This is a genomic window from Paenibacillus sp. FSL R10-2788 (assembly GCF_038003885.1).
GTDB lineage: Bacteria > Bacillota > Bacilli > Paenibacillales > Paenibacillaceae > Paenibacillus_AQ > Paenibacillus_AQ odorifer.
The window spans coordinates 5718115-5742640 of the sequence record NZ_JBBOQA010000001.1 but is presented as its reverse complement, the minus strand read 5'-3'; the positions used below and the strand labels follow the sequence as shown (position 1 = coordinate 5742640).

25 protein-coding genes are annotated in these 24526 nt (G+C 41.8%); 19 read left to right on the top strand and 6 right to left on the bottom strand.

Annotated elements, in window-relative coordinates; translation table 11 throughout:
• Positions 1–92: 92 nt before the first annotated feature.
• The 3 genes from NSQ50_RS25535 to NSQ50_RS25525 all read left to right on the top strand — a co-directional run bounded on the left by NSQ50_RS25535 (position 93) and on the right by NSQ50_RS25525 (position 2253).
• Positions 93–650: a hypothetical protein gene (locus tag NSQ50_RS25535; protein WP_036679672.1), complete on the top strand. Its 558-nt coding sequence runs from the start codon at positions 93–95 to the stop codon at positions 648–650.
• A gap of 146 nt (positions 651–796) precedes the next feature.
• Positions 797–1696, top strand: a complete 900-nt coding sequence (locus NSQ50_RS25530; protein WP_076223484.1) for a hypothetical protein — start codon at positions 797–799, stop codon at positions 1694–1696.
• 92 nt (positions 1697–1788) lie between these two features.
• Positions 1789–2253: a phage tail protein gene (locus NSQ50_RS25525; protein WP_076223472.1), complete on the top strand. Its 465-nt coding sequence runs from the start codon at positions 1789–1791 to the stop codon at positions 2251–2253.
• Between the two features lie 173 nt (positions 2254–2426).
• Here NSQ50_RS25525 and NSQ50_RS25520 read toward each other — a convergent pair whose 3' ends face one another.
• Complete coding sequence (locus NSQ50_RS25520; RefSeq protein WP_076223470.1) at positions 2427–2960, bottom strand: hypothetical protein; 534 nt, start codon at positions 2958–2960, stop codon at positions 2427–2429.
• Here NSQ50_RS25520 and NSQ50_RS25515 point away from each other — a divergent pair, their 5' ends adjacent.
• Positions 2961–3137: a hypothetical protein gene (locus NSQ50_RS25515; protein ID WP_218641681.1), complete on the top strand. Its 177-nt coding sequence runs from the start codon at positions 2961–2963 to the stop codon at positions 3135–3137.
• Between the two features lie 123 nt (positions 3138–3260).
• Here the strand turns inward: NSQ50_RS25515 and NSQ50_RS25510 are convergent, their stop codons facing one another.
• From NSQ50_RS25510 to NSQ50_RS25495, 4 genes are all read right to left on the bottom strand, one after another.
• Complete coding sequence (locus NSQ50_RS25510) at positions 3261–4430, bottom strand: DUF4179 domain-containing protein (protein WP_076223468.1); 1170 nt, start codon at positions 4428–4430, stop codon at positions 3261–3263.
• Positions 4417–4950, bottom strand: a complete 534-nt coding sequence (locus NSQ50_RS25505; protein WP_036679661.1) for an RNA polymerase sigma factor — start codon at positions 4948–4950, stop codon at positions 4417–4419. The genes NSQ50_RS25510 and NSQ50_RS25505 overlap by 14 nt, the downstream gene beginning before the upstream one ends.
• Positions 4951–5183: 233 nt before the next feature.
• Positions 5184–5732 carry a hypothetical protein gene (locus tag NSQ50_RS25500; protein WP_036679659.1) on the bottom strand — a complete coding sequence of 183 codons (549 nt, stop codon included), beginning with the start codon at positions 5730–5732 and terminating at the stop codon, positions 5184–5186.
• A gap of 103 nt (positions 5733–5835) precedes the next feature.
• Positions 5836–7047, bottom strand: coding sequence for a sugar efflux transporter (locus NSQ50_RS25495; RefSeq protein WP_051491080.1), 1212 nt, complete (start codon positions 7045–7047; stop codon positions 5836–5838).
• Between the two features lie 248 nt (positions 7048–7295).
• Between NSQ50_RS25495 and NSQ50_RS25490 the strand changes: the two genes are divergently transcribed.
• Positions 7296–8225, top strand: coding sequence for an aminoglycoside phosphotransferase family protein (locus tag NSQ50_RS25490; RefSeq protein WP_036679761.1), 930 nt, complete (start codon positions 7296–7298; stop codon positions 8223–8225).
• A gap of 201 nt (positions 8226–8426) precedes the next feature.
• Here the strand turns inward: NSQ50_RS25490 and NSQ50_RS25485 are convergent, their stop codons facing one another.
• Entirely contained in the window at positions 8427–8612 is a 186-nt protein-coding gene (locus tag NSQ50_RS25485; protein WP_036679656.1) for a hypothetical protein, read from the bottom strand.
• A 507-nt stretch (positions 8613–9119) separates the two neighbouring features.
• On the opposite strand from NSQ50_RS25485, the gene NSQ50_RS25480 reads away from it, so the two are divergent.
• The 14 genes from NSQ50_RS25480 (at position 9120) to NSQ50_RS25415 (ending at position 24407) form a co-directional block, all read left to right on the top strand.
• Positions 9120–10031 carry a dihydrodipicolinate synthase family protein gene (locus NSQ50_RS25480; RefSeq protein ID WP_076223466.1) on the top strand — a complete coding sequence of 304 codons (912 nt, stop codon included), beginning with the start codon at positions 9120–9122 and terminating at the stop codon, positions 10029–10031.
• Positions 10032–10035: 4 nt separating this feature from the next.
• Positions 10036–10677: an SGNH/GDSL hydrolase family protein gene (locus NSQ50_RS25475; RefSeq protein WP_076223524.1), complete on the top strand. Its 642-nt coding sequence runs from the start codon at positions 10036–10038 to the stop codon at positions 10675–10677.
• 214 nt (positions 10678–10891) lie between these two features.
• Positions 10892–12298 carry an ABC transporter substrate-binding protein gene (locus NSQ50_RS25470; protein WP_076223464.1) on the top strand — a complete coding sequence of 469 codons (1407 nt, stop codon included), beginning with the start codon at positions 10892–10894 and terminating at the stop codon, positions 12296–12298.
• A gap of 147 nt (positions 12299–12445) precedes the next feature.
• On the top strand, positions 12446–13258 hold the full coding sequence (locus tag NSQ50_RS25465) for a carbohydrate ABC transporter permease (RefSeq protein WP_256719492.1): 813 nt from the start codon (positions 12446–12448) through the stop codon (positions 13256–13258).
• Between the two features lie 13 nt (positions 13259–13271).
• Positions 13272–14114 (top strand): carbohydrate ABC transporter permease, encoded by an 843-nt coding sequence (locus NSQ50_RS25460; RefSeq protein WP_080742596.1) that lies wholly within the window; start codon positions 13272–13274, stop codon positions 14112–14114.
• 24 nt (positions 14115–14138) lie between these two features.
• Positions 14139–14828 (top strand): N-acetylmannosamine-6-phosphate 2-epimerase, encoded by a 690-nt coding sequence (locus tag NSQ50_RS25455; protein ID WP_036679646.1) that lies wholly within the window; start codon positions 14139–14141, stop codon positions 14826–14828.
• Positions 14829–14851: 23 nt separating this feature from the next.
• Complete coding sequence (locus NSQ50_RS25450; protein WP_076223463.1) at positions 14852–15730, top strand: ROK family protein; 879 nt, start codon at positions 14852–14854, stop codon at positions 15728–15730.
• 23 nt (positions 15731–15753) lie between these two features.
• Positions 15754–16608 carry a MurR/RpiR family transcriptional regulator gene (locus NSQ50_RS25445; protein ID WP_051491079.1) on the top strand — a complete coding sequence of 285 codons (855 nt, stop codon included), beginning with the start codon at positions 15754–15756 and terminating at the stop codon, positions 16606–16608.
• 30 nt (positions 16609–16638) lie between these two features.
• On the top strand, positions 16639–17112 hold the full coding sequence (locus NSQ50_RS25440; RefSeq protein ID WP_036679640.1) for a YhcH/YjgK/YiaL family protein: 474 nt from the start codon (positions 16639–16641) through the stop codon (positions 17110–17112).
• A 236-nt stretch (positions 17113–17348) separates the two neighbouring features.
• Positions 17349–18341, top strand: a complete 993-nt coding sequence (locus NSQ50_RS25435) for an ABC transporter substrate-binding protein (protein WP_094902111.1) — start codon at positions 17349–17351, stop codon at positions 18339–18341.
• Positions 18322–19098: an ABC transporter ATP-binding protein gene (locus NSQ50_RS25430; protein WP_036679637.1), complete on the top strand. Its 777-nt coding sequence runs from the start codon at positions 18322–18324 to the stop codon at positions 19096–19098. Before NSQ50_RS25435 ends, NSQ50_RS25430 begins: the two co-directional genes overlap by 20 nt.
• On the top strand, positions 19092–19844 hold the full coding sequence (locus tag NSQ50_RS25425) for an ABC transporter permease (protein WP_036679634.1): 753 nt from the start codon (positions 19092–19094) through the stop codon (positions 19842–19844). Before NSQ50_RS25430 ends, NSQ50_RS25425 begins: the two co-directional genes overlap by 7 nt.
• Before the next feature lie 471 nt (positions 19845–20315).
• Complete coding sequence (locus NSQ50_RS25420; protein WP_081386891.1) at positions 20316–22895, top strand: alpha-L-arabinofuranosidase C-terminal domain-containing protein; 2580 nt, start codon at positions 20316–20318, stop codon at positions 22893–22895.
• Between the two features lie 75 nt (positions 22896–22970).
• Positions 22971–24407 (top strand): ABC transporter substrate-binding protein, encoded by a 1437-nt coding sequence (locus NSQ50_RS25415; RefSeq protein WP_076223461.1) that lies wholly within the window; start codon positions 22971–22973, stop codon positions 24405–24407.
• Positions 24408–24526 lie beyond the last annotated feature (119 nt).

Below are 24526 nucleotides of genomic sequence, written 5' to 3'. Positions count from 1 at the left end.
AGGCTTTTTTTGTCTAGAAAGATAAGAATCCGCCAACCCCTCACAACCAACGTGTCAGAGTAAGCTTTTTAAATATAAACGGGGTGTGTTGGATGAAGATAAATAATAATTATTTGAAAGAACAATTAAAACATGTATATTGGCTAAATGGTGGACCTTGTGCTGGAAAGACTACTATGACCAAGAAGTTTGTAGAGGAATTAGGTTTTCAAACATTAGGGGATGATCTCTTAAAATATAGACCATTCTCTAGCCCTGTTGAATATCCTGCCCTTCAATTCCCTAATCCTAGTTTAGATTGGAATAAGTGGTTTAATAAACCTGTAGATGAACATTGCCAATGGTTATTTCAAGTGGTCGAAGAGATACCGTTTATCCCGGAAAAGAGAATGATATGTTTTTATACGTCCGATGCGGAGATAGAGAGATTATATTACTTTAGAGAAGACCATAAGATGATTCTGGACTGCATTAACGCTTATACGTTAAATCCAGAGGAAACAATTAAACACAGTAATAAATCTATGATTAAGTTCTCCAATGAAATAAAGAACGCTTGCACTAAGCTGGGCATCAAAACCATAGAAAGAACACTAAATATGAGCGTAGAAGAACAATTTAGGTTAGTTCGTGAACATTTTAAAATGTAGGGATGACTGTAAGGTATACCTACTCAAAGAAACCATTCCTTTGTCAGGAATGGTTTTTTTAATACCTAGAAAAGTACACAGGTGTGCCCGTATAATAAATAGGAGTAAGTAATTGGAAGTAGACTGATGATGAGGGGAGAGAAGACATGTTTTTCTTTAAGAAAAATAAAGGCATCACAAAAGAGGAACTGCAGGCCCTGGTTGAAGGCTTGGAGCAGGCTTATATGGATAAGGATGAAGAAGGTTTGAGCAAAAGATTTCATCCAGATAAGAGGGGAATGTCCTTTTTAAATCACTTTCAATTAATGATGACATTTCAAATCTATAATATAAAATCTGAAATTCTCGAATTTGAATTGCTGTCAATGGATGCTACTAAAGCAGTCTTTACATACACTCGGAAGCATATTCATACCTGTATCAACCCCGCCGATGAACGTGAGGAAAAAAGAAATCAAATTATCAGTTATTACGTTGAGGCTGTGAAGGAGAATGGTTCAATTTGGATTACGAGGTACAGCCCTTATAGCACGATTTTTGTAGATAAGAAGGGTGATTTCCTTAGTGGTGTGGATGCGGTCATTCCTCCTGGAGAAGAGATCAATTCAGGCATTGCGCGATTCATCCCTTATTTTCAGCTTGATAGTTATGTACCTGCAACATTCCATGTCTACAGTAACAGTCAATTTATCGGATATTATCCGTTAGGAGAATATCATCGGTACGAACCTTCGCATACGTTCACGATTAATTATTTTGATAAGATAGAGGCATCTTCTGTAGAGAAGCATACAGCGGATTATATCTCCCAAGAGACTTTGTTGACCGCTCAAGTATTGCATCAGACTGATAATAGCTCTGTAGTTGAGACGCAGTTGATGAACAATAATGTATTAGAGCATGAACTTGTTACCAGCCTGCTTACGAAGGATGGGTTCTATATGATTAGATTTCTGTATGACAAAGGGGAGCCGATACCGCCAGAGGAGCGAGAAAAGTGGAAGCGTGAGATGGTCACTTTAATAGAAAAAGAGCACAGCAGTTAACACAGAAACTTGCAGTTACAGACAGCACGCGAACTGTATCCTAAGTAACGATAAGTTTTTTTGGGAATAATGAGAGAAAAGGAGAGATGGAAATGTCCTATATCGTTGATTTTAAAAATGTGTCTACGGTTGGGTTAGAATCTTCACCTGTAGTAGATGCGCTTGCTGGTCTGCGTGCTAATGAGGCCCGTTATTTTATGAATAAATACAAGCATGAATTTACGGTTGTACAAGCCAGCGAAAGCCAGGAGACCCTTGATTATGTGAACCGAATTTTAAAAGAAGAACGTGATATTGAGTTTGCGGCCAATCCTTTAGAAACGTCGCGTTTTCAAGTGGAAAATATTAAATTTGCTTATGTCTTTTATGAGGATGGCCTTGCGGTCAACGTTATGTATACGGTTGATGACCCAAAGAAGCGGGCTGTTGGTTTTAAGCTTTCTGAGGGGATGGAGATCCCAAAGGAGCTAGAAGAGAAGTTTAAGTTTGCCAGGCAGAAGTCCAAGCTAGCTGGAACAATTCGGGGTTCGTTTTTTGTAATTAAAGGAGAGTATTAAGGTAAGCAAAATTGCAACTTAATCAATGAGAGGGCCATCCTATAAAAGGATGGCCCTAAATCTTTTCGGTATAGATAATTTGCGTGGGTTATCTATGGGAATGGACTCTCATTCAAGAGGCCGAATTTATTATATAGAGCAACGAAAACTGGAGTAGCGTGCCTACTTCACAATTATTTTGCATGAGTAGCTGAGATGCTGGAATGTACGGTATAAATCCCGCAGATAAGAGCTGAGGTAGCTGGAATAGTGAAATGTACGGGATAAATCCCGTAGAAATGAGTTGAGGTGGCTGAGATGCTGGAATGTACGGGATAAATCCCGTAGAAATGAGTTGAGGTGGCTGAGATGCTGGAATGTACGGTATAAATCCCGTAGAAAAGAGCTGAGGTGGCTGAGATGCTGGAATGTACGGTATAAATCCCGTAGAAAAGAGCTGAGGTGGCTGGAATAGTGAAATGTACGGGATAAATCCCGTAGAAAAGAGCTGAGGTAGATGGAACGGTGAAATGTACGGTATAAATCCCGTACAAATGAGTTGAGGTGGTTGAGATGCTGGAATGTACGGTATAAATCCCGTACAAATGAGTTGAAGTGGCTGGGACGGTGAAATGTACGGGATAAATCCCGCAGATAAGAGCTGAGGTGGCTTGGCTATATCGACTTGGTTGGAGACTCTCCGGGGGCATCAGATTTGATCCATTCAAATGTGTTCGACAAGCCACCTATCATTTGACAAAACATGGAAGATGTTGGATGCGGTCAAAAACAATCGAATTATTGAGATTGATATGGAAAAATATTTTGCAGCAGATTCATACTCCTCCTTGTTACAAGCTGAAGATATTGCCGACAAATTATCGAAGCTGGCTTCATCGAAATAATCTTATTAGATTGAATCTACCTGAAGTCATTTAAATAAAAAGACGAAGCCTATTATGGCTTCGTCTTTTGTAGTTTTGCATACCCTTTTCATCCTAGAAAATAAGGTCCCTTTTACAAATGAACTATTGGACCGAAAGTACAGTCTCCAACTCAGGGATATATTCCTTGACCATATTGTTGTCTTCCCACAGTCCTTTAGTCCCAGCTGGGGCTTGACCTTCGGAAACGACTAAGTACGGTTTGATGGTTACGGTACTCGGTATAGTCTTGAAGGGTTCAAAATGAACATTATAAGATTCGCTTACGGGGTGAGCACCGACAGGCTTCAGTTGAACGCCACGTTCATCCACAATGTCAAATTGAAGAGCGATGACGCCCCCGTTAGCACCCTTATATTTCGAAGGGATAGAAGCGAGCATTTCTTCTACGCTCTGGCCCGGTTTGGTTTTGTACTCAATGGATACCTGCGTTGTGATTGGGGTGATTTCTACCTTACTGATCTGCAAGTTAATGTTATCGTGATGCTTGGTCTCCTCTGAAGTTAGGGCGGTAACAGGCGTTGATGTGGTAACAGGCAGAACGAATTCGAACGGGACATCGTAACCCTTTAACGTTACATTTACAGTCAAGTCAAACTGATCAGGGAACTGGACAGTCTGTGTTGTTGTGCTCGGCTCATAATAAGTGTTCAAAACCTGAACCATTATGCTGGAAGCAGTCTCACCATCCATGTGTTCGTAACTCCAGAGCAGAGGTTGGCCTTTATAGAGAACCTCAAACTTATCCACCGCCCCTTTATTGGCATCGGAAGGCGGCGAATTGGGCTCCGAAGCCAGACGGTTTCCAGGAGTGGTTAGGTTCATAAGAATTCGGGTTCCGTCAAATAACAACGTTGGGATATTCATGGTCACCTCGCTATGGGTCACGCTTTGGTTTACGTTTGTGATGAAATCCTCGGCTTGTTGAACACCGGGATCTAAGTTTTTTTCGCCCCATAATGAATAGATTTGTCCCAGAACCGGAATTTGCTTGAGTGCATCAGCTATTGCGGGCGATACAAAGCCGGAAACAAGGAGTGTAACTCCCAGGATTGCAGCGGCTGCAGTGGAAACCCACCATTTATTAAAAGTTCTTGATACATCTATCTTTCTCTGAATGGGGGAAATAGAATTATCGGTCTCCCTGATGATTTGGTAAGTCTCATTCAGCTTGGAGCGGGCAATATCCGATAACTGATCGGGAAGTAAGCTTTGGCAGTTCTTTAATTGTTCTTCTAACTTAGTGTTTACCATGTCGCAACTCCATTTCTTGATTGAATTGAGATGAATGCTTTAGCTTTTTGCGGGCGCGATGCAGCCGGGTCTTCACGGCTACCGTAGAAATTTCGAGAATGTCGGAAATTTGATTGATCGGCATGTCCTGTAGGTAATGAAGGTGAATGACAATCCGGAGGTTCTCCTCAAGATGTTGAACGGCATCCCATAATTCGATTTTCTCATAATCCTTGGAAGTGGAAGGGACTTCGGGAAGCTCTCCATAAGGGAGGGCTCTTGCGTTGTTTTTGAGCATTTTATTGCATTCATTAATCAGAATCCGGAAGATCCACGTTTTGAAAAAAGCGGGCTCTCTGAGTGTATGGATGTTCTTAAAGGCTTTAAGCATCGTCTCCTGCAGGGCATCTGCACAATCTTCTTCTTTGTTGACGATGGACCTTGCAGTTCTGTATAAAGGTAACTCTATCTCCTGCATCAACTGCACGAATGCTTCAGAGTCCCCAGCTTTGGCTTTGACGACAATAGGATCTATATGCAAAGATTTACCTGCTTTCTTGACTAGAAGTCTTAGGATGTTCGTAACGTTACTTAAATATTAGATCGGGTAGGTAGCTAGAAGGTTACCACAAACATGATTCTATTCTCCTCATCTCGCAAAGCTAGCAAGGTGAGAAATTGGTTTTTTTCACAAAAAAATCGCCGTTCGAATTCCCTGTCGGGAATCGGACGGCGATTTTCATAAGCTAATTAATCAATCAATCAATCAATCCATCAATCAATGATATAAATGACCCATTCCCCTTGATCGTTTGGCCGAATAGCGTATAGCATTTTTACATTTTCAACGGTCTTTGCTGCCATATCCAAGCGTTGTCCGATTACCGTTATATTCACCTGATGTTCGTTGGGTAACATGGAATCGATGCTTTCGATGTCTGTGAATTTGTACTGATAATGTTCGTCATAATAAGGCTCCATAGCATCTGCTAGTTTTTTGTTTACGAACCCGGATTGATAAAGTGTGTGGTCATGCTCAACCAAAGCAGTTAGGTTTTTTTCCAGCACTTCAAGTGCGGGAAGATCATTTTCTGTCAATTGATCTGAATATGATTTCAGATTTATCGACAATTCTGCTTTAAAGCTGGCTTCATTTGGCTGCTTAGGTTCTGTGTTTTGCGGCTTCTGCGTACTAATCGCTGAACTTTGGGTTGGCGTATTTGCTCCTATGCTCGGCTCCTCGATTGGTTTAACGTCCCCTCCACATGCTGCCAGAAAGATTAAAGACATCAACATGACCATTCTTGCAATAGTTTTTAACATCTAACCCCCACCTTTTTTTGAGGATATGTTAGTAAGTCGCGAGAAGATATGGAGAAATTTTAAGGGCTGAATGAAGCCCGAAAAAGCGGATTAAACCGCTAGATTAAATCGCTAGTTTTTGTGGATCATCTACAGAGTAACGTCCGCTTACCGCAAGCATGATTGTAGAAATAATGACGAGTATGAAACAGAGCACAAATGAATACCGGTACCCAACAACACTAGCTAATAACCCGCCAACAAGACTGCCAATCAGTCTGCCAATCGTGGATGAGTTAGAGTAGAGCGTGGATGCATACCCAGGCATGTTTGGAAGCAGATCCTGAATGTAGCTAATGCCAATCGCTGAAATAACGGCAACAAAAAAGGCAAGCAAAATTTGGGCTGCAAGCATTTGCCACATCGCGCCTGAAGTAATGACAACGAGATAATAAGCTCCTCCGAAAATGGCTCCGCACATCATCAGGATGCGGTTACTGTATTTCGCACTAAGTAGTCCCAGCATGATCATAAAAGGAATTTCCAGCGCAGCACAAATACTGCTGACTAAACCGACATCGCTTGTTGTTCCCCCTAGATTGTTGGTAATAAAGAGGGCAGTATTGATGCTACTCGTCCAGTGGGCTACATACATGAGTATCATAATCAGAAAAGGAAGCAGAACATTACGGTTCTGACCCAACCGGAAACTTTTTACTTTTACTTCTGCAGTACTGCTTTTCACTTCTGTATTTGATTTCAGGAATAGTGAAATAAGTAAGGCAACCAGCAGGAATACTCCGATGGTGCCCGAGAAAATCCCCTTAAACCCAACAGCAGCAATTAGCAGAGTACCGATTAAAGGACCTGTAATAAAGCCGAGAGAGAAAGCAGAACGCAAGGTAGAATTTGCAAACGCAGTATCTGTAAAATCGCTCTTATTCACTGCTTCTCTAGCTATGGCGAACAATTGAGGCATCCCTGGTGCACCGAGTGCGGTGAACACAATCATGTAAATGAATAAGATCGTAAAATCCCCAATGAGCAAGTATCCGCTATAAGCAAGGGCATTACAGAGCGTGGAGACAAGGTAAATGTTTCTTCGATTTAAGCCAAGGTCAGAGCGTCTCCCGATTAGTGTACTGATCCATATTCCGGCAATTAACGTGGTGGCCAGAAAAACACCAAACAGCCCGACAGATACTCCAAGCTGTTCCGTAAAATAAATGGATAAAAAGGGTGCGCTGAGTGAAATCCCCACCCCCTGCAGTAACATACATAAAAAGAGTAAGCCATAAGAGGGAATCGAAAATAGTGCAGTTAGTCGTTTGAACATGTTGTGAAAGTACTCCTCTATATTTGTTTAGATATTTCATAAAAAAAAGCCGTTGAAATTGATTCCAACGGCTTTTTGTATGCTTGTTTTTTTCAAGACCTTATTCAACATCATAATTGATCGGAAAGAATAAGTCTATACTTTCGGCTGGATTTTATTTACTATTGTGAAGCCGGCAAAACCTAATAAATGGAGTGTTGTTAATGGACGTTACTTGTCATCTCGATAAGGCTGACTTACAGGATTATATTAGTAGGGTTTTTGGCAGCAGTTATTTCGTTGCTCGTGTTTCGCGCATGCATGGCGGTGCACAAAAGGTGGTCTACAAGATTGAGTGCAGTAATGGATTTTCCTGCGTTTTGTATGTGTGGGATCTTTCGATGAATTATTTTAAAGAAGAAAAAGCAAATGAAGATATAAATGAACAATCCTATGGAAGTCATTTATTCGAATTAAATAACAGGTACTTAACACAACATGGAATTCAGACCCCTGCTCTTTATGATCTGAATAAGGCAAGAGATCGTTACTCTTTCGATTATGCTCTGGTTGAATATATAGATGGAAGAATGGCAGAAACCTATTTTCATCATCCCGATTCACGTGTTCAAGATAAAGTTTTTCAGCGTGTGGGGGAAATGCTTACTGCTATGCATACCAACGAGAGGCATGTTTTTGGGAAAGCAAATGCTAACGAGAGCAGCATGAGCGAATGTCATTTATTACAAATGGAAAATGCGAAAGTGCAGCTAGCCTATGCCTCCCAACATATTGAGAAGATCAGGTCTAATCAAAGCAAACTGCTCGATAAGTTGTACGAGCTTGAATCAAAAATTCAACCCAGACAGCAATATGGGTTTATTCACGGGGAACTGGGACCTGACCATGTTATGGTTAATGATAAACTGGAGCCCTTTCTGATAGATATTGAAGGGGCAATGTACTATGACATTGAGCATGAACATAGTTTTTTACAGATGAGATTTGGGGATTTCTACCGGTACTTAAAGAACGATGCTCTGGATCATGATAGGCTGTTATTTTATCAATTCCACCATCATGTCTCCTTAACTTCAGGTGGATTAAAGCTGCTGCATAGAGGATTTCCTGACCAACAATTCGCCCAAGGCCTAGCTGATTATCAATCGGAACGCGCGCTGAGGTTTATCGAAGGATGAACTAAACAAGGCGTTTGGATTGATAACCTACTGCCAAGTCCTCGAAAGTAACCTATTAGCCTTCTTCACCCTTTAGGGTGGGGAAGGTTTTTTCGTTACACAACTATAAGGCATAATAAAAGACCGCATCCACTGGAATTGCTTCCGGAACTGGCGGTCTGATGTCTTAGTTATGAATCAATCTTTATCTGAAAGGGTTAGTTAATGAAATTTAACGGTCTTGATGCGAGCCTCTTCTTCATAGCTAAGTGGTTTCGGAGATTGCGGAGTGTGGAGATGACGCTCCACGGAGTACTCCATTTTCCGGTAGTCCTCATTACCTGTATTCAATGTTGGATTCCAGTTTTCTGTCACCCAATTTTTAAGTTCCTTAAGTCCTGCTAGCATTTCCTCCAGCCTCCTTTGGCGAAGAAACAAAATAGATTTTGTAGTTCTTTGTTTACGCTTTCATTATAATCCTAAACTCCATTTTTTAAAAGGTGTGTCCGTCTGAAAAACACAGATTATTCAGTGAACATTGTGTGTTATTTAGGTTTTGTGCTTCATCTGGAGAGAAGTGTCTCCCTGTAGGAGACATTTTTAGTGGAGCTGAAAGGATACTCATTAGTACCACTTTTTTAAATTTTTTTACATCCGTATATCCAACAAATACTAACCTGAAGAAATAAATTTAGGGTGGAATATTTACAGGATTATTTTCTAATGAATATGGAAAAATAAATGATTATTAGCTGCGAGTTGCACTGAAAACCATTATTGTGCTAATCATAAATAAGATTGGTGGAAATAAATTTTATTTTTCTAAAAATAGAGAAAATAATTTACAAAACCAAAATATAATGATATTTTGTTTATGTAGAAAAGAAACCGCTCACAACTTAAGGGGGATTAACAATGACACTCACAAAGTTCCACGGAATTATACCTGCCTTTTATGCCTGCTATGACGATCAAGGAAATATTTCGGAATCCCGGACGCATGCTTTATGTGATTACTTATTTGAAAAAGGAGTTCAAGGTGTATATGTGGGAGGCAGCTCAGGAGAATGTATTTACCAGAGTCTCGACGAACGCAAAGCGGTACTAAGCTACGTAGCTAGTAACCTGAAAGGTAAAATGACACTGATTGCCCACGTGGGTGCCCCTTCGACTAGAGATAGCATTGAGTTAGCGAAACATGCTGCAACCTTAGGATACGATGCATTATCCGCAATCCCGCCTATATATTTCAAGTTACCTGATAGTGCGGTCTATAAATATTGGAGCGAGATTATGGAGGCAACCCCTCTTAGCTTCATTATCTACAACATCCCTCAGACTACTGGATATACACTGACTCCTTCCTTATTTGAGAAGCTGCTTGCGAACAAAAAGGTGATTGGTGTGAAGAACTCCTCCATGCCGACTATGGATATTGAAAGATTCAAAAGAGTGGGTGGAAAAGATGTAGTGGTATTTAATGGACCGGATGAACAATATGTTGCGGGAAGAATCATGGGAGCGGATGCGGGAATCGGTGGAACCTATGCCGTTATGCCTGAGCTGTTCCTGCAAGCTAATGAATTTGTTAAGGCTGGTAAGTTCGAAGAAGCTGGACAAATTCAAAGCGATATCAACGATATTATCATCGCCCTTTGTTCGCTGAAAGGTGCCATGTATGCCGGAATAAAAGAGATTCTAAAATTAAGAGGCGTAAACATTGGCAGCGTAAGAGCACCGCTTGAGGCAGTAGCCGTTGAGGATGCTGGTCCGATCGCAGACATTATGAAATTGATTGATCAAGCTATTGAAAGATATTGCGGTTAAGATAATGAAGAAATCCATCGTATGCTTTGGCGATTCTAATACTTGGGGCTACGACGCAGAGACAGAACGCAGATTTAAGGATGATATTCGTTGGACGGGAATTCTTCATACAGAATTGGGTGACGCCTACCGAATGATCGAAGAAGGGCTTCCCGGCAGAACAAGTGTCAGTGAGGACCCTCTATTTGAAGGACTTTCTGGAATCTCCTATATCTATCCCTGCCTGATGTCACATTCGCCATTAGACTTGGTTGTGATCATGCTTGGGACCAATGATACAAAAGAAAGATTTGGACTAACTTCTTATAACATCGCACAAGGTATTGTTGGGTTGGCTCTTAAAGCTAAAGATAGCGGTGCAGGACCCGAGGGGAAGGCTCCAGAGGTTCTAGTAATCGCGCCCCCTCCGATTGGAGCAGAGTATATTCATACCCCTATTGGCAAACCAATGGGTAGCGGATGTAGTGAGAAGTCTATGGAGCTCGCTGAGCATCTTGCAGCGTTACTAACGGAAACTGGCATCCACTTTATAGACTCCAGAGATCATGTATCGATGAATGAAATTGATTATATGCATCTTGATCCGCAAGGACATCGCAGCATGGCCGATTTAGTGCAATACCATACCAAACGGATTTTAAATTAAGGGTTCTATACTTTCGAAGCAAGTTTTGTACGAAGTGATTCAAAGAAGATAATGCTTACAAAACTTTAAGCGTATGCTTTCGAAGCGAGTTTTGTACGAAGCGATTCACAGAAGATAATGCTTACAAAACTTTAAGCGTATGCTTTCGAAGCGAGTTTTGTACGACGCGATTCAGAGAAGTTAATGCTTACAAAACTTTTAGGGAGGTTTATAAATGAAGAAAAAACGTTTACTCTCGACAATGCTTGCGCTAATGGTGATTATTTCTTTAATTTCAGGTTGCTCAGGTAACAATGCTGCGAGCTCTAATACATCCGATAATTCTTCTGCATCTGGGAAGGAAAAAGTGGGGATCAGAGTATGGCTGACTCCACAGTGGAAGGGTGTTGTGGATGTCACGGAGGCAGGCGCGGACTATGATAGCTTCCTAAAGCACGCCGCTGAGAAATTCAAAGCACAATATGATAAATATGATGCGGATATTCAAATAGAGGTCATTGCTGGAGATCAGCGCGATCAATTGCTTAACGTTAACTTAAGCGGAGGAACACCTCCAGATGTGTTCTTTGAGAGTGTATTCCCGATGGGGGATTACGTTCACCGTGGAGCATTGGTTCCTTTGACCGACATCATTGATGAAGACGCGAAAAGCGATATTGCTCAAAACTACTGGGACGCTGTAACGTTCGGAGAAGATATTTATTTCTATCCATTCCAGCACAACCCAGGCACCTTGGTTTACAACGCGGACATGTTTAAAGCAGCAGGCTTAGAAAAGTTTGTGGGTGAAGAATCCGAAATCAAAACTTGGAACTTGGATGAATATCAACAAATTCTTGAGGGTCTGAAAAACAATCTGCCGAAGGATAAGTATTCGAATGCATATCCAATGGCATTATTCGCTGTAAATAATCAGGGCGATACATGGAACCTTGCCTATATGAGAATGTTCGGCAATAAGTTCTTTGATGATCAAGGCAACATTGTCCTGAACGATGAGAACGGAGTTAAAGCTGCAACTTGGCTGAAAAACCTATATGACGGCGGATATACAAATCCAGGAGCAGAATCTGTTTCTTCTAATGATGCCAATGCTATGTTCCAAAATCAGCAATTAGCGATCAGTTTCACTAACCCGATTCTGTTTAATGGTACGAAAGCTAATATGGCGGATGGTACGGCAGCGAAATTTGATATGAGACTTGCTAATATTCCGTCGGAAAGCGGCGATCCTCTATCCTTTACTTATGTAGTAGGCGCTAGTGTATTCAAGTCCAAAGATGCTAAGAAGACTGAAGTAGCTAAAGATTTCGTGAAGTTCTTCTCAAGCGATCCTGAGTTAGTTAAATCCTCTAAGAATGGTATTCCTGTAAGAAGTTCTGTAGCCGAAGCACTTAAAGCGGAGAATCCACTGTTTGCAGCTTACGATGCCAACTCTAAATATTTGTTCAACTTCACAGGCAACGTTCCAGGATACAGCCAATTAAGAGAGGTCTTATATCCAGAGCTACAAGCACTTTACATGGGAGCTAAGAAACCGGAACAGTTTGTGCAAGATTATCAGGCAAGTGGCAACAAGGTGATTGAGACCAATAAAGCTGGCTCTGTAATTTTCCAATAATCTAAGACCAGATAAACAATACACGATTGACAGCCTTTAGGGTCTGAAGAGACTCTGGGGCTGTTAATTAGAAAGGTAAACGATATGAAACTACGTAGTAATTACCTAAAAGAGAATATTACAGGTTATCTGTTTATTTTACCTCAGATGATAGTATTCTTAGCCTTTCTTGTCTATCCGATCTTAGAAGGGATGCGGCTGAGTCTATACCAGATTAATTATGACAGTGAGAAATTTGTGGGTTTTGCCAATTACACCACATTGTTTAATGATCCGGTATTTTTTAAGGCTACCATCAACACCGTTGTGTTCGTAATATTTATCGTTCTACTTACAGTGGGGTTTGCATTGTTCGTAGCCTCTGCGGTATTTGATAAAAATGCTAAGTACGTTTCCTTTATTAGAGGAAGTTATTATATCCCGGTAATGGTGTCCATGGTGGTTATGAGTATGGTCTGGAGCTTTTTGCTGAATCCGGCTAACGGACTTATCTCTTATCTATATAAAGATATGGGGCTAGGGACGATTAATCTGCTGGGAAATCCAAAGACGGTTCTGCCAGTCGTGATATTTGTAACCTTCGCAACTAACGTGGGCCAGGCAATTATTCTGTATATAGCTGCGATGATTGGTGTCTCGAAAGAGCTTTTTGAAGCAGCCGAAATCGACGGTGCTAGCAGATGGCAAGTGATATCAAAGATCCTGATTCCTTCGGTAGGACCTACAACAACTTATATTACGATTATCAATATTATTGCCGTATTAAAAATCTTTGTAGTCATTCAGTTACTGACCGGTGGCGGACCGAACAATTCCTCCGTAACACTGATGTACTACCTTTATAATAATGCCTTTAAATATAACCAACTCGGCGTAGCTTCTGCGGTAGGGGTTATCATGTTCGTGATTACATTGATATTGTCTGTGCCACAGCTACGAAGCATGATTAAGGTGAAGTGAGGGGGAATACAACATGTCGAAGATTAAAAACAAGAAAAAGAGAGAGAAGTTTGATGTGATATCGAATGTGATCATTATCCTCTTCGCACTCCTTAATCTTTTTCCACTATATTGGTTATTCACAAGTTCACTCAAGAACAGCTCGGATGTTGTGAAGATGCCTCCAGACTGGTGGCCCAAATCGATTACATTCTCCAACTATGTGGATGTATTTCAGAACCAGCCGGCTTTAAGATGGACGTTTAATAGTATTTATGTATCAGGTGTTTCTACTATTTTGGTTATTGTTGTAGGCTCTATGGCCGCCTATGCATTCTCAAAGATTAATTTTAAAGGTAAAAATATAATCTTCATTATCTTTATATCAAGCTTGATGATTCCTAAAGAAATTATGATTGTACCCTTATTCCGGATCACCCAACAATTTGGAATGGTAAATAGTTATAACGGTATGATTTGGCCGAACGTGGCGGGTGCATTTGGAGTGTTCCTATTAAAGGGATTCTTCGATTTAACTCCTAATGCCTTAAGAGAAGCCGGGAGAATAGATGGTGCAAATGAATGGAGAATCTTCACGCGCATCATGTTGCCTATTGTCAAACCTGGTATTGGAGCCTTATTTATTCTAAATTTCGTGCAAGTCTGGAATGATTATTTGTGGCAGCTGGTTATAGGCCAAGAGAACAAAATGAAAACATTAATGGTTGGTACTGCGACCTTAATGCAGGATTTGAATCCTAATTTCGCTTATAAAATGGCCGGAGCTACCATCGCTGCAATTCCGATGTTGCTAGTGTTCATGTTATTCCAACGGTTCTTCACCAATGGGATTACGGCAGGAGCAGTTAAAGAATAAATAAAAATGTGGAGTGGGTTACTGATGAATACTGAAAATAATGTACTTAAAAAAATAAAACATAAATTAGTCGTCTCCAGTCAAGCCTTACCAGAAGAACCGCTGCATAGCCCGTTTATTATGGGGAGAATGGCTTATGCTGCTTACTTAGGCGGGGCTTCTGGAATTCGGGCAAATAGCGTAGCGGATATTCAAGAAATCAAAAAGCAAGTGAATCTGCCGATCATTGGGATAATCAAAAAGGTGTATGAAGGCTCTGAAGTCTTTATTACACCCACTCAAAAGGAAGTCGATGAGCTGTACCGCGAAGGGGTAGATATCATTGCTATGGATGCTACAGACCGTATTCGCCCGGATGGATCTACCATTTCTGAACTTTTTCCACTTTTAAAAGAGACTTACAAAGATCAACTGTTTATGGCGGATTGTTCTACATTTGCGGAAGCTGCGAAGGCTGTTGAGCTGGGATTTGATCTGATTGGAACTACCTTGAGCGGTTATACAGAGGCTACTAAAGGGCGCAACTTGCCAGATTTTGAATTGGTTCAACAAATCGTCAACAACTTCTCTGTTCCCGTTATAGCTGAAGGTGGGGTTTCCACTCCTGAAGAATTAAAGACCATGTTTGATTTAGGTGTGTATTCAGCAGTGGTTGGCTCTGCGATCACGAGACCGATGGAGATTACGAAACGGTTTGTGAACGCTATTCAGTAGAACGCCAGAGAGGGTAGATGGAAATGAGGATTGTAGCCGTAGATGTTGGCGGTACCAATACCAAGATGTGTATATGCGATAAACAGGGGAATGTACATGACTTCAAGGAGTATGCAACAGAAAGCTACTTGGGGGGACCTCATGTAATCTCAAGAATGCTGGAAAAGATTGCAGAATACGATCATTTTGATGCCATTGCCATAAGCACCGCGGGCCAAGTTAATGCAGAAGAAGGATTTATTGTCTATGCTAACGAAAATATACCTAGATATACTGGAATGAAAATTAAGGATATTGTCACCCATCATTTTCATAAACCTGTTATGGTAGAGAACGATGTGAATTCAGCTGCATTAGGCGAAGCTTATTATGGAGCTGCTCAGAGCTTTAACAATTTCTTATGTCTAACCTTTGGCACAGGCATTGGCGGTGCAATCGTCATTAATCGCCAAATCTACAAAGGGGCTAATGGGGTAGCGGCTGAATTTGGCCATATCTTTACTCACCCATTGTCGGCCACATCCGGAGTAGAAGGACTGCCATATTATGAAAAATACGCTTCAACCACAGCTTTAGTGAAGCGAGCTCAGCTGGCAGATCCCGAATGCACGGATGGAAAAGCCTTATTTGATAAAATACAGAGCGGAAATGAGCAGCTTGAACGTATTTTAGATCTATGGATTACTGAAGTGGCTGTTGGTTTAGCTTCTATCACTCATATCTTCAATCCATCCGCGATTATTATTGGTGGCGGCGTAATGGAACAAGAAGATTTGGTTCGAAGGGTAGAAGAACGAACGAAGTCTTTGCTTATGGAAAGCTTTGCGGGAGTGAGAATTGTTAAAGCCTCATTAGGGAATAAGGCAGGTCTGCTGGGAGCTTCCTCCTTATTCGTACATTAATTTATTGAAAAGGAGGGGCTTTTTTGCGGACAATCAGTATTTTTTCTTCAATTCATTCTAAATACAATAATTTGACGAATACGGAGAAGAAGGTAGCGGACTACGTACTGGAGAACACGAGAAGTGTAGTCTACATGTCGATTACTGATCTTGCAGATGCATGTGATGTTGGGGAGTCAAGTATATTTCGATTTTGCAAATCTTTAAGTTATAAAGGGTATCAAGAGTTCAAGATTGCATTGGCACATAGCATCACTGTGGAGAATGAGATCCCGCAGCTTACCGATCAAATTCTGATGGATGATACGATTGAAGCTGTTGCTTCTAAAGTGCTGACCACGAATGTAAGTGCACTCAACGAGACCTATAATTTAATTGATATACAGAAGATCAGTGAGGCCATTGAGTATTTGATTAATGCAGAACGTGTATTGTTTTTCGGTGTGGGCTCTTCTCTAGTCACAGCTATGGAAGCCAAGATTAAATTTATGCGCATTACGAACAAAACGGAATGTTTAATGGATTCACATCTGCAGATGATGTCGGCAGCGCTGATGTCTAACCGGGATGTCGCTGTTGTGATTTCTTATTCCGGCTCGACCAAGGATAGCATTGAGGTTGCGAGAAAAGCAAAGGAAAGAGGAGCCAAAGTAATATCCATTACTAGGTTTGAAAAGTCACCGTTAACCTCGTACTCCGATCTGACCCTGCTATGTGGTGCTAATGAAGGACCGTTGCAAGGGGGTTCATTATCTGCAAAGATATCGCAGCTCTATCTGCTTGATATTTTATATGTAGAATATTTCAAGAAGACTAGTGAGCAATCCATAATTAATAAAGAAACAACAGCTTCAGCAGTCAGTGAGAAACTGGTTTAGTACATTAAGATGTGAGGGGAATGGAAAGCTATGATCTTAGGTTCTTTGTCATCTTGGGAAGAGCATATCAAGTATGAGAATCCTGTCTTTGTTGAGGCTATCGAGGAATTGAAAGTAATCTTACAACATGATCCTGATCTTGGACGAATCGAAATTCGCGGGAACGAAATGTATGCTTCGATTATGGCTCTTGAGGCAAAATCGCTGGAGGAACAAGTCGCAGAGAAGCATGAGGCCTATATTGATGTGCATTATCTGATCGAAGGTGAAGAAACGATTGGCTGGGCAACCCTGCAAGAAGGGATCGAACCCATTAAGCCTTACGATGCCGAAGGAGAATATGCGCTTTATCCCCCATCAGCAGATGAAATATTGTTATCTTTGAAGCCTGGCATGTTCGCGGTCTTTTTCCCTCATGATGTTCACAGACCGGGTATGGGTCAACCGGGGCAGCAGATTAAAAAGGCTGTCATTAAAATCCACACAAATCTACTAACTCCATAACATTGAGATTGAGGCTGGTAGCGGAACCATTCCGCTGTCAGCTTTTTTTGCGTCGCTTCTATTTACTTATATCTAAATTTATAAATATACAAAATATAAAGATTGGTGGTAAACTTAACATGCCTAAAGCTTTTTTTGTAGAGCTTAAGGATTTTTTTGCATGCACATTTATGAGTGAGCAAAGAATATTACAGAGAATTACACTATAGAAAGAATAATGGAGGCAGGAGAGTTAAATGAAGAATAAAGGTCTAAAGAGAATGTTGTTGTTATCTATGATGGTTGTTGTCATCGCTGCACTTGCAGTCGGCTGTGGTTCGAAAAATAATACAAATACAGAATCGTCAGAGGGAGCTGCTCCAGAAGCTGCAAAAGAAGTTACCTCCTTGTCGCTAGGTTTATTGCCCTCGATTGATGCTATTCCTTTTATCATCGCACATGAACAAGGTTTCGATAAAAACCACGGTGTGGAGCTGGATATCCAAACATTTAAAAGCGCCAAAGATCGGGATGTAGCTTTTCAAGCAGGCAAGCTGGATGGTCTAAGCGCTGACCTGGTTGCGATCTCCATTTACAATGAGGCTGGACTGGATGTGAAGATCGCCAGTACAACTTTTGGAGAGTTTGATTTGCTGACTGGAAATGAATCCATCCAGGATGTGAAGGATTTGAAGGGTAAAACCGTGATTTTGTCCAAAAATACCTCCACACAATATACAGTGGCAATGATGCTGAAACAAGCGGGCCTGACCGAAGATGATATTACAGTCACAGAGGTTCCACAGATTCCGACCCGTTTAGAATTGCTTAAGAATAATAAGGCGGATGCGGCTATTTTGCCGGAACCTTTTGTAACTATGGGCAAAACCTCAGGGCTGCGTGTACTGAGCTCAACGCTAACTGCGGGAGTAAATCCGTTCGTTTTAGCTTTCCCGCAAACTGCAATTGATGCCAAAGCAGAGGCTATCCGCAGTATGTATGCTGCATATGATGAAGCAGTAGCTTATATGAAATCCCATGAGCAATCCGAATATATCGATCTTGTAATCAAAGAAGTAGGATATCCGGAAACATTAAAAGATGAAATCAAGGTACCAGATTATGTACCAGCTTATCAAGTGGATGTGAAGGAAGTAGAGGCCGCATTTGCTTGGGCAAGGGAAAAAGGTTTGCTCAGCAAAAATATCTCGGCTGAAGATGTGATTTCTGATGTCCAATTCAAGAAATAAAGGACTCGTTATAAAGGATCTGAAAGTAGAATATAAGAGCGGACAATTGGCCTTGGGTCAGGTAGATTTAACTTTGCCGGAGCACGGGATTTACACCATTATCGGACCCTCCGGCAGCGGAAAATCAACTTTATTACGGGCGATTGCGGGTTTGCTGCCTAGCTATCAGGGACACATTCTTTTTAATGAGAAATCTGTGCATGGGAAAGAAACGTTAATCGGGCTGGTGCCGCAGAACTACGGGCTTCTTCCTTGGAAGACTGTACATGATAATATTCAGATAGCGATGAAGATTACGCATACGGCAAGTTCATCCAAGCAAGAACGGGAGACGCAGATTAAGCAGTGGCTTTTGTCGATGGCGATCTCTGATTTAGCAGAACGTTATCCCTTATCCCTTAGTGGAGGCCAGCAGCAAAGAGTGGCGATTGCCAGAGCTTTTGCCATTTTGCCTACTATTCTGTTGCTGGACGAGCCATTCTCTGCACTCGATGCGATAACAAGGGAAACGCTGCAGGTCCTCTTTTTAGATAACTGGCTGGCTAACCCTACGACTACATTATTTGTCACTCATGATGTGGAAGAAGCGATTCTGCTGGGGCAAAAGATTATTGTCATGCCTTCCAACAAAGAAACTAAACCTGAGATTATTGATAATCAGTTGGTGTTTCATATGAAGCATGAGGATAAGCGGGACAGTGTAGATTTCTTTGAGCAGACTAAGCGGATTAGAAAGGTAATGCAGGAGATATGGTAAACAAACGTCGACTTCATCATCTAGTAAGGCTTCTATTTGTATTTGTCTGTATGAATGTAGTCTGGTATATCGCATTTTTACTTATGAATCATTCGATTTTGCCAAGTCCCTTTGCTGTATATAAAGCGATGTTTCAGTTAGGGGCGCAGGATATTGCTATAAATGTAGGGTATAGCTTGTTCAGAATTTTTGCAGGTGTGGTAATGGCGTTAATTATTGGACTGCTTATAGGTCTTCTAATGGGACGTTCGTTGACCTGGAACAAACTGCTGGACCCTGTGGTTTACTTGACCTATCCGGTTCCCAAAATTGCCCTGCTTCCAGTAGTGATGCTGTTCTTCGGGCTTGGGGAAACGTCCAAAATCCTAATGATCATGCTGATTCTATTGTTTCAGATCATCATCTCTGTAAGGGATGGGGTTAAGGCTATTCCGGACAATACCTATGATGTCTTAACTAGTATAGGTGCCAGCGCTGTGCAGAAGTTCTGGCATGTGACACTGCCGGGTGCATTGTCAGTGATTCTGAGTACGATTCGTATTTCGCTAGGGACAGCGATATCTGTACTGTTTTTTACGGAGATTTATGGAACAGAGCACGGCATGGGCTTTTTCATCATGGATGCGTGGTTAAGATTAGATTATCCGGAGATGTATGCGGGAATTATGTTGTTCAGCTTGGTCGGTTTTATTCTCTTCTTGCTTGTTGATTTTCTTGATTACAAGTTTATGAAGTGGCGGAACTAAATTTAGTTGAGATATAACTATAGCTTTCCTTTGCCCGAGTTTAGGCAAAGGGGAGCTTTTTTTATATGATTTTTTGGGGGCAACAAAATTAATTTTAGTTTCATTATTATTTGAATGGAAAAATAAAACAGTAAAATAAATGGAGGAAAAAATGAAAATTAAACATACTTAGGGCTGTAAACCCCCGTTTATTTTAGAGAAATATAAAGATGGTGAGATGAAAAGAGGGAATTTGTTTTAAAAAAACTAATAAATCTCTTAATTTCTTGCAAATCTATTGGAAATTATATTCATAAAAGTATAAAAAGGTTTAGTTTAATTTATTTACAACCAGATTTTAGTATGGTATTTTATCAATGGAAACGGATTCATTTAGGTTTTACGGAATGATTTTAAGTTTTTGCGAATGGAAGGATTTATTCGCTTCATAAGAAAATGAAAATGCTAATAAAAAGTTGGGGGTAAATATCTTTGAATAAATATGGACGAAAACTATGGCTTACGGTGCTGATTTTCGTGATTGTAGTTGGTGGTCTGACGTATTATTGGGCTTCTAAGGGAGAAAACCCCGCGCCACCGTCTCAGTCTAAGGAATCTGCCGTAGAAGCAACGGGTGAAGCTGGAAAGGAAACTGTTCCACCGGCGACAGCAGCTAATACAAGTAGTGGACCCGCGTATACGTTGACCGTGGATACGGAAAATCCGGGAGCTAAGATAAGCCCGATGTTGTACGGAGCCTTTTTCGAAGAGATTAATCATGCGGGAGATGGAGGGCTATATGCAGAGCTGATTTCCAATCGTTCCTTTGAGGATAGTTCGGTCACATTGTTCAATTGGTGGATTGATGAAAAAGGAGGCAGTAAAGGGAAGCTTGCTCTGACCGGCACTAAGCTTTTGAACGATGCTCAGACCCAGGCAATGGCTTTAACAGTATCATCTGCTGCCGAGGGCGGTTCGGTATCTGCTGTGAATAACGGTTACTGGGGGATCGCTTTGACGAAGGATGCCAGTTACAAGTTGTCTTTCTATGCGCGGCCAGAGCCAGGGGACAATATGCCACTGCGTATAACGTTAGAAAGCCCGGATGGCAAAGAGCTATATGCAGAACAGACCGTTGATAAGTTAAAAGAAGGATGGAACCCATATACATACACACTGACTTCTACAGGTACTGTAGCAAACGCACGAATTGTAATCTCTGCTGCAAATGTAGGTACTGTTTATCTCGATATGGTGTCTTTGTTTCCTGAGACTTGGAACAACAGGGAGAATGGACTTCGCATCGATTTGGCTGAAAAGGTAGCTGCGATGAAACCCGCATTCGTTCGTTTTCCGGGGGGATGTTTTGTGGAAGGAAAAACGCCAACAGATGCTTATCAATGGAAGAATACCATTGGACCGATTGAGACGCGTCCCGGTCATAAGGGATATTGGGATTATCGCTCCTCAGATGGGCTGGGCTTCCACGAATATCTGCAATGGGCTGAAGATCTGAAAGCGGAACCATTATATGTAGCTTATATCGGGATTTCACATAACGGAGATCCTATAGCCAAGCAGAATACCGTTCCAGTCAGTGAAATTCAGCCGTGGATACAAGATGCGCTGGACGCCATTGAATATGCAAACGGACCGGTTACTAGCAAATGGGGGGCACAAAGAGCCGCCAATGGTCATCCGGAGCCTTTTAATATGAAATATGTAGAGATTGGTAACGAAAACAATTTCCAGATGAGTGAATATATTAAGCGTTATGGCCTGTTTTATAAGGCAATTAAAGAGCAGTATCCAGAGATTCATCTCATTGCCAATGCGGCAGTTGAAGGTGAGCCTATCGAAATGGTTGATGAGCATTACTATGAAACCTCTGAATGGTTCCTCAGCAACTCGAACAGATACGATACTTATGACCGTAGTGGTCCTGAGATTTATGTTGGTGAGTATGCGGTGACCAAGGGTGCCGGAGAAGGCAATCTGAACGCTGCAATCGGCGAGGCCGCTTTTATGATGGGTATGGAACGGAATTCTGATATCGTGAAAATGTCCTCCTATGCTCCGTTGTTTGTGAATACGAAGGATCGTACTTGGAACCCGGATGCTATTGTGTTTGATTCATCGACTAGCTACGGAACACCTTCTTATCATGTGCAGCAGATGTTCGGAAGCAATAAGGGGGATGTAGTTCTTCCAACCTCACTTGTGGCTCTAGGACAAGAAGAAACCTCCGGTAAGCAATCCATTCAAGGTGGAATTGGTTTGGGGACTTGGGCCACCCAGGTAGAGTACAGCGATGTACGAGTAGCGAAAGGTGATGACGTTCTTTTTGAAGATCATTTCAAGAAGGATTCCGGAGCCTGGACTCTAAACAATGGGGACTGGGAACAATCCAAGGGTACTTTTAAGCAGACTTCTAATGATATTGATATTCGCGCAGTTGCCGGTGAGGCTTCATGGAGTGATTATACACTTTCTCTTAAGGCGAAAAAGACTGGCGGAGCAGAAGGCATGCTCATTATGTTCGGCTCTAAAGATGAAGGCAACTTCTATTGGTGGAATCTTGGCGGCTGGGGAAATACGCAGAGCGCGATTGAAAAATCAGTAGGTGGAACAAGAGCAGTCATCGGAAGAACGGTTCCTGTAAGGATTGAGACTGGTAAATTGTACGATATCCGCATTGAATTATCCGGTTCTAATATCCGGCTCTATCTCGACGGCAAGCTTATACAAGAGGTGAATGATGAAAGTCCGGCAGGGCCGCTGTTCCAAACTGCGAGCCGTGATCTTGCCACAGGTGAGCTGATCGTTAAAGTCGTTAATGCAGGTGACACTGCTCAGCGCACGGATGTTTCTTTTGCCGGACTTGCCACATCAAGCCTGGAAGGAACAGGTACCGTACTTCAGTCGGACGATTTAAATGCTGAGAATAGCTTCGCTGAACCTGACAAGGTGGCACCTGTAACTCAAAAGATAAGTGTAGACAAAGGTAGTCTGGAGTTTGAATTCCCGAAATATTCCGTGACCGTGTTAAGACTAAAGGAAGGGGGGGAATAGCTGGTCACGGAGGGAGGTTCACTCCTTCACTATAAACAAGCATTTATTTGTTCAATTTAAGAGGGAGGTTAGGTTATGATTTCGCAAAGAAAAACGAGCAGTTTAGTCGTATGTATGTTAATGGTTTTTGTGCTTATTCTGTCAGCCTGTAGCAGCGCTGGAAGCTCAACGACGAATCAAAATGCATCTAACAACGTAAAAACGAACACTGAAAAAACCAATAATGCTAGTGAGCCAACCAATGCAACAGCTACAGAGGGCACGGAAGCAACAGATCCTGCCAACGACCTGCCAAGCAAAGATATTCAAGGTGAGGTTACGGTTTGGGCCTTTAATGAAAAAGTATTTGATGAAGTCGGCGCTGCATTTATGGCTGAATATCCTGGTATTAAGCTGAAGACGGTAGTTATGCCCTTTGGCGACCTGCATGACAAGCTGCAAACCACAATCGCCGCAGGTAGCGGGGCACCGGACGTAGCAGAAGTAGAGATGTACCAGTTGAACCGTTATATGGCGGGAAATGTTTTGGAGAATCTTTTGGAAGAGCCTTATAACGCTGGAAAATATAAAGATCTGGTTGTTCCGTATAACTGGGAACGTTGGATGACACCGGACAGCTCACAGCTGCTTGGTATGCCTTGGGATATGACCCCGGGGGTTTATTACTACCGTGCAGACATTTTTGAAGAGCTTGGATTGCCAAGTGATCCTGCTGAGCTCGGTGAATACATGCAAGATGAAGAGAATCTCTTGAACCTGGCTCAAATTTTGAAAGCTAACGGTAAATATTTTATGGAGTGGAGCGATGGCCCGATCGTATGGGCAGGAGATGAAGTCGGTTACTTTGATAAGGATATGAACTGGACACGTAATACGGACAAAATGGTGAAGGTTCTCGATATTACAAAACGTGGACAACAGCTGGGCTGGGCACCACATATCGGTTATGGCTCAGACGAAGGTAAACAGCTAGTTCTAAAAGGTGATTTGGTTGGTGTCGTATCGGGTTCATTCGGAGCGCGCGGACTTCAAGAAACATTCCCTGAGCTTTCCGGAAAGTGGAAAGTAACCCGTTTGCCAGTAGGCATTAACGTGGGAATGGGCGGATCAAGCTTTGTTATCCCTTCGCAAAGCAAAAATAAAGAAGCAGCATGGGCTTACATTCAATGGAGCATGAGAAGTGAAAATGCTTGGAAAATTTGGACAAAACATTCCATTCAGCCAGGTTACAAGGATATTTCCAGTCTTGATTGGTACGCAAACACTAAAAATGAATATCTGGGTGGGCAAGAGGAATTTAAACTATATGAACAATTAAGCAATGATATTCCTGTCAAACACCTTACACCAGTAGATAACAAGGGCTGGGAAATCTTTATAACGGCGATCGGTGATGCACTGGCTAAGAACACAGATTCCAAGACGGCTATTCAAAAAATTGGTGATGATGTCTTGAAGCAAGCTTCCAAAGAAATTGCTGCCTTTAAAAAGGCAATGGGAATGCAGCCGTAAGGAAATCTAATAACAGGAGGGGCAGCCTGCAATTGCCAGAGCTGCCCTGCTTGTATTCACTTAAGTCCGAGAGGCCCGTAAAGATGGGAGGAGACCGATGCGTGTTACGCATACTGCGA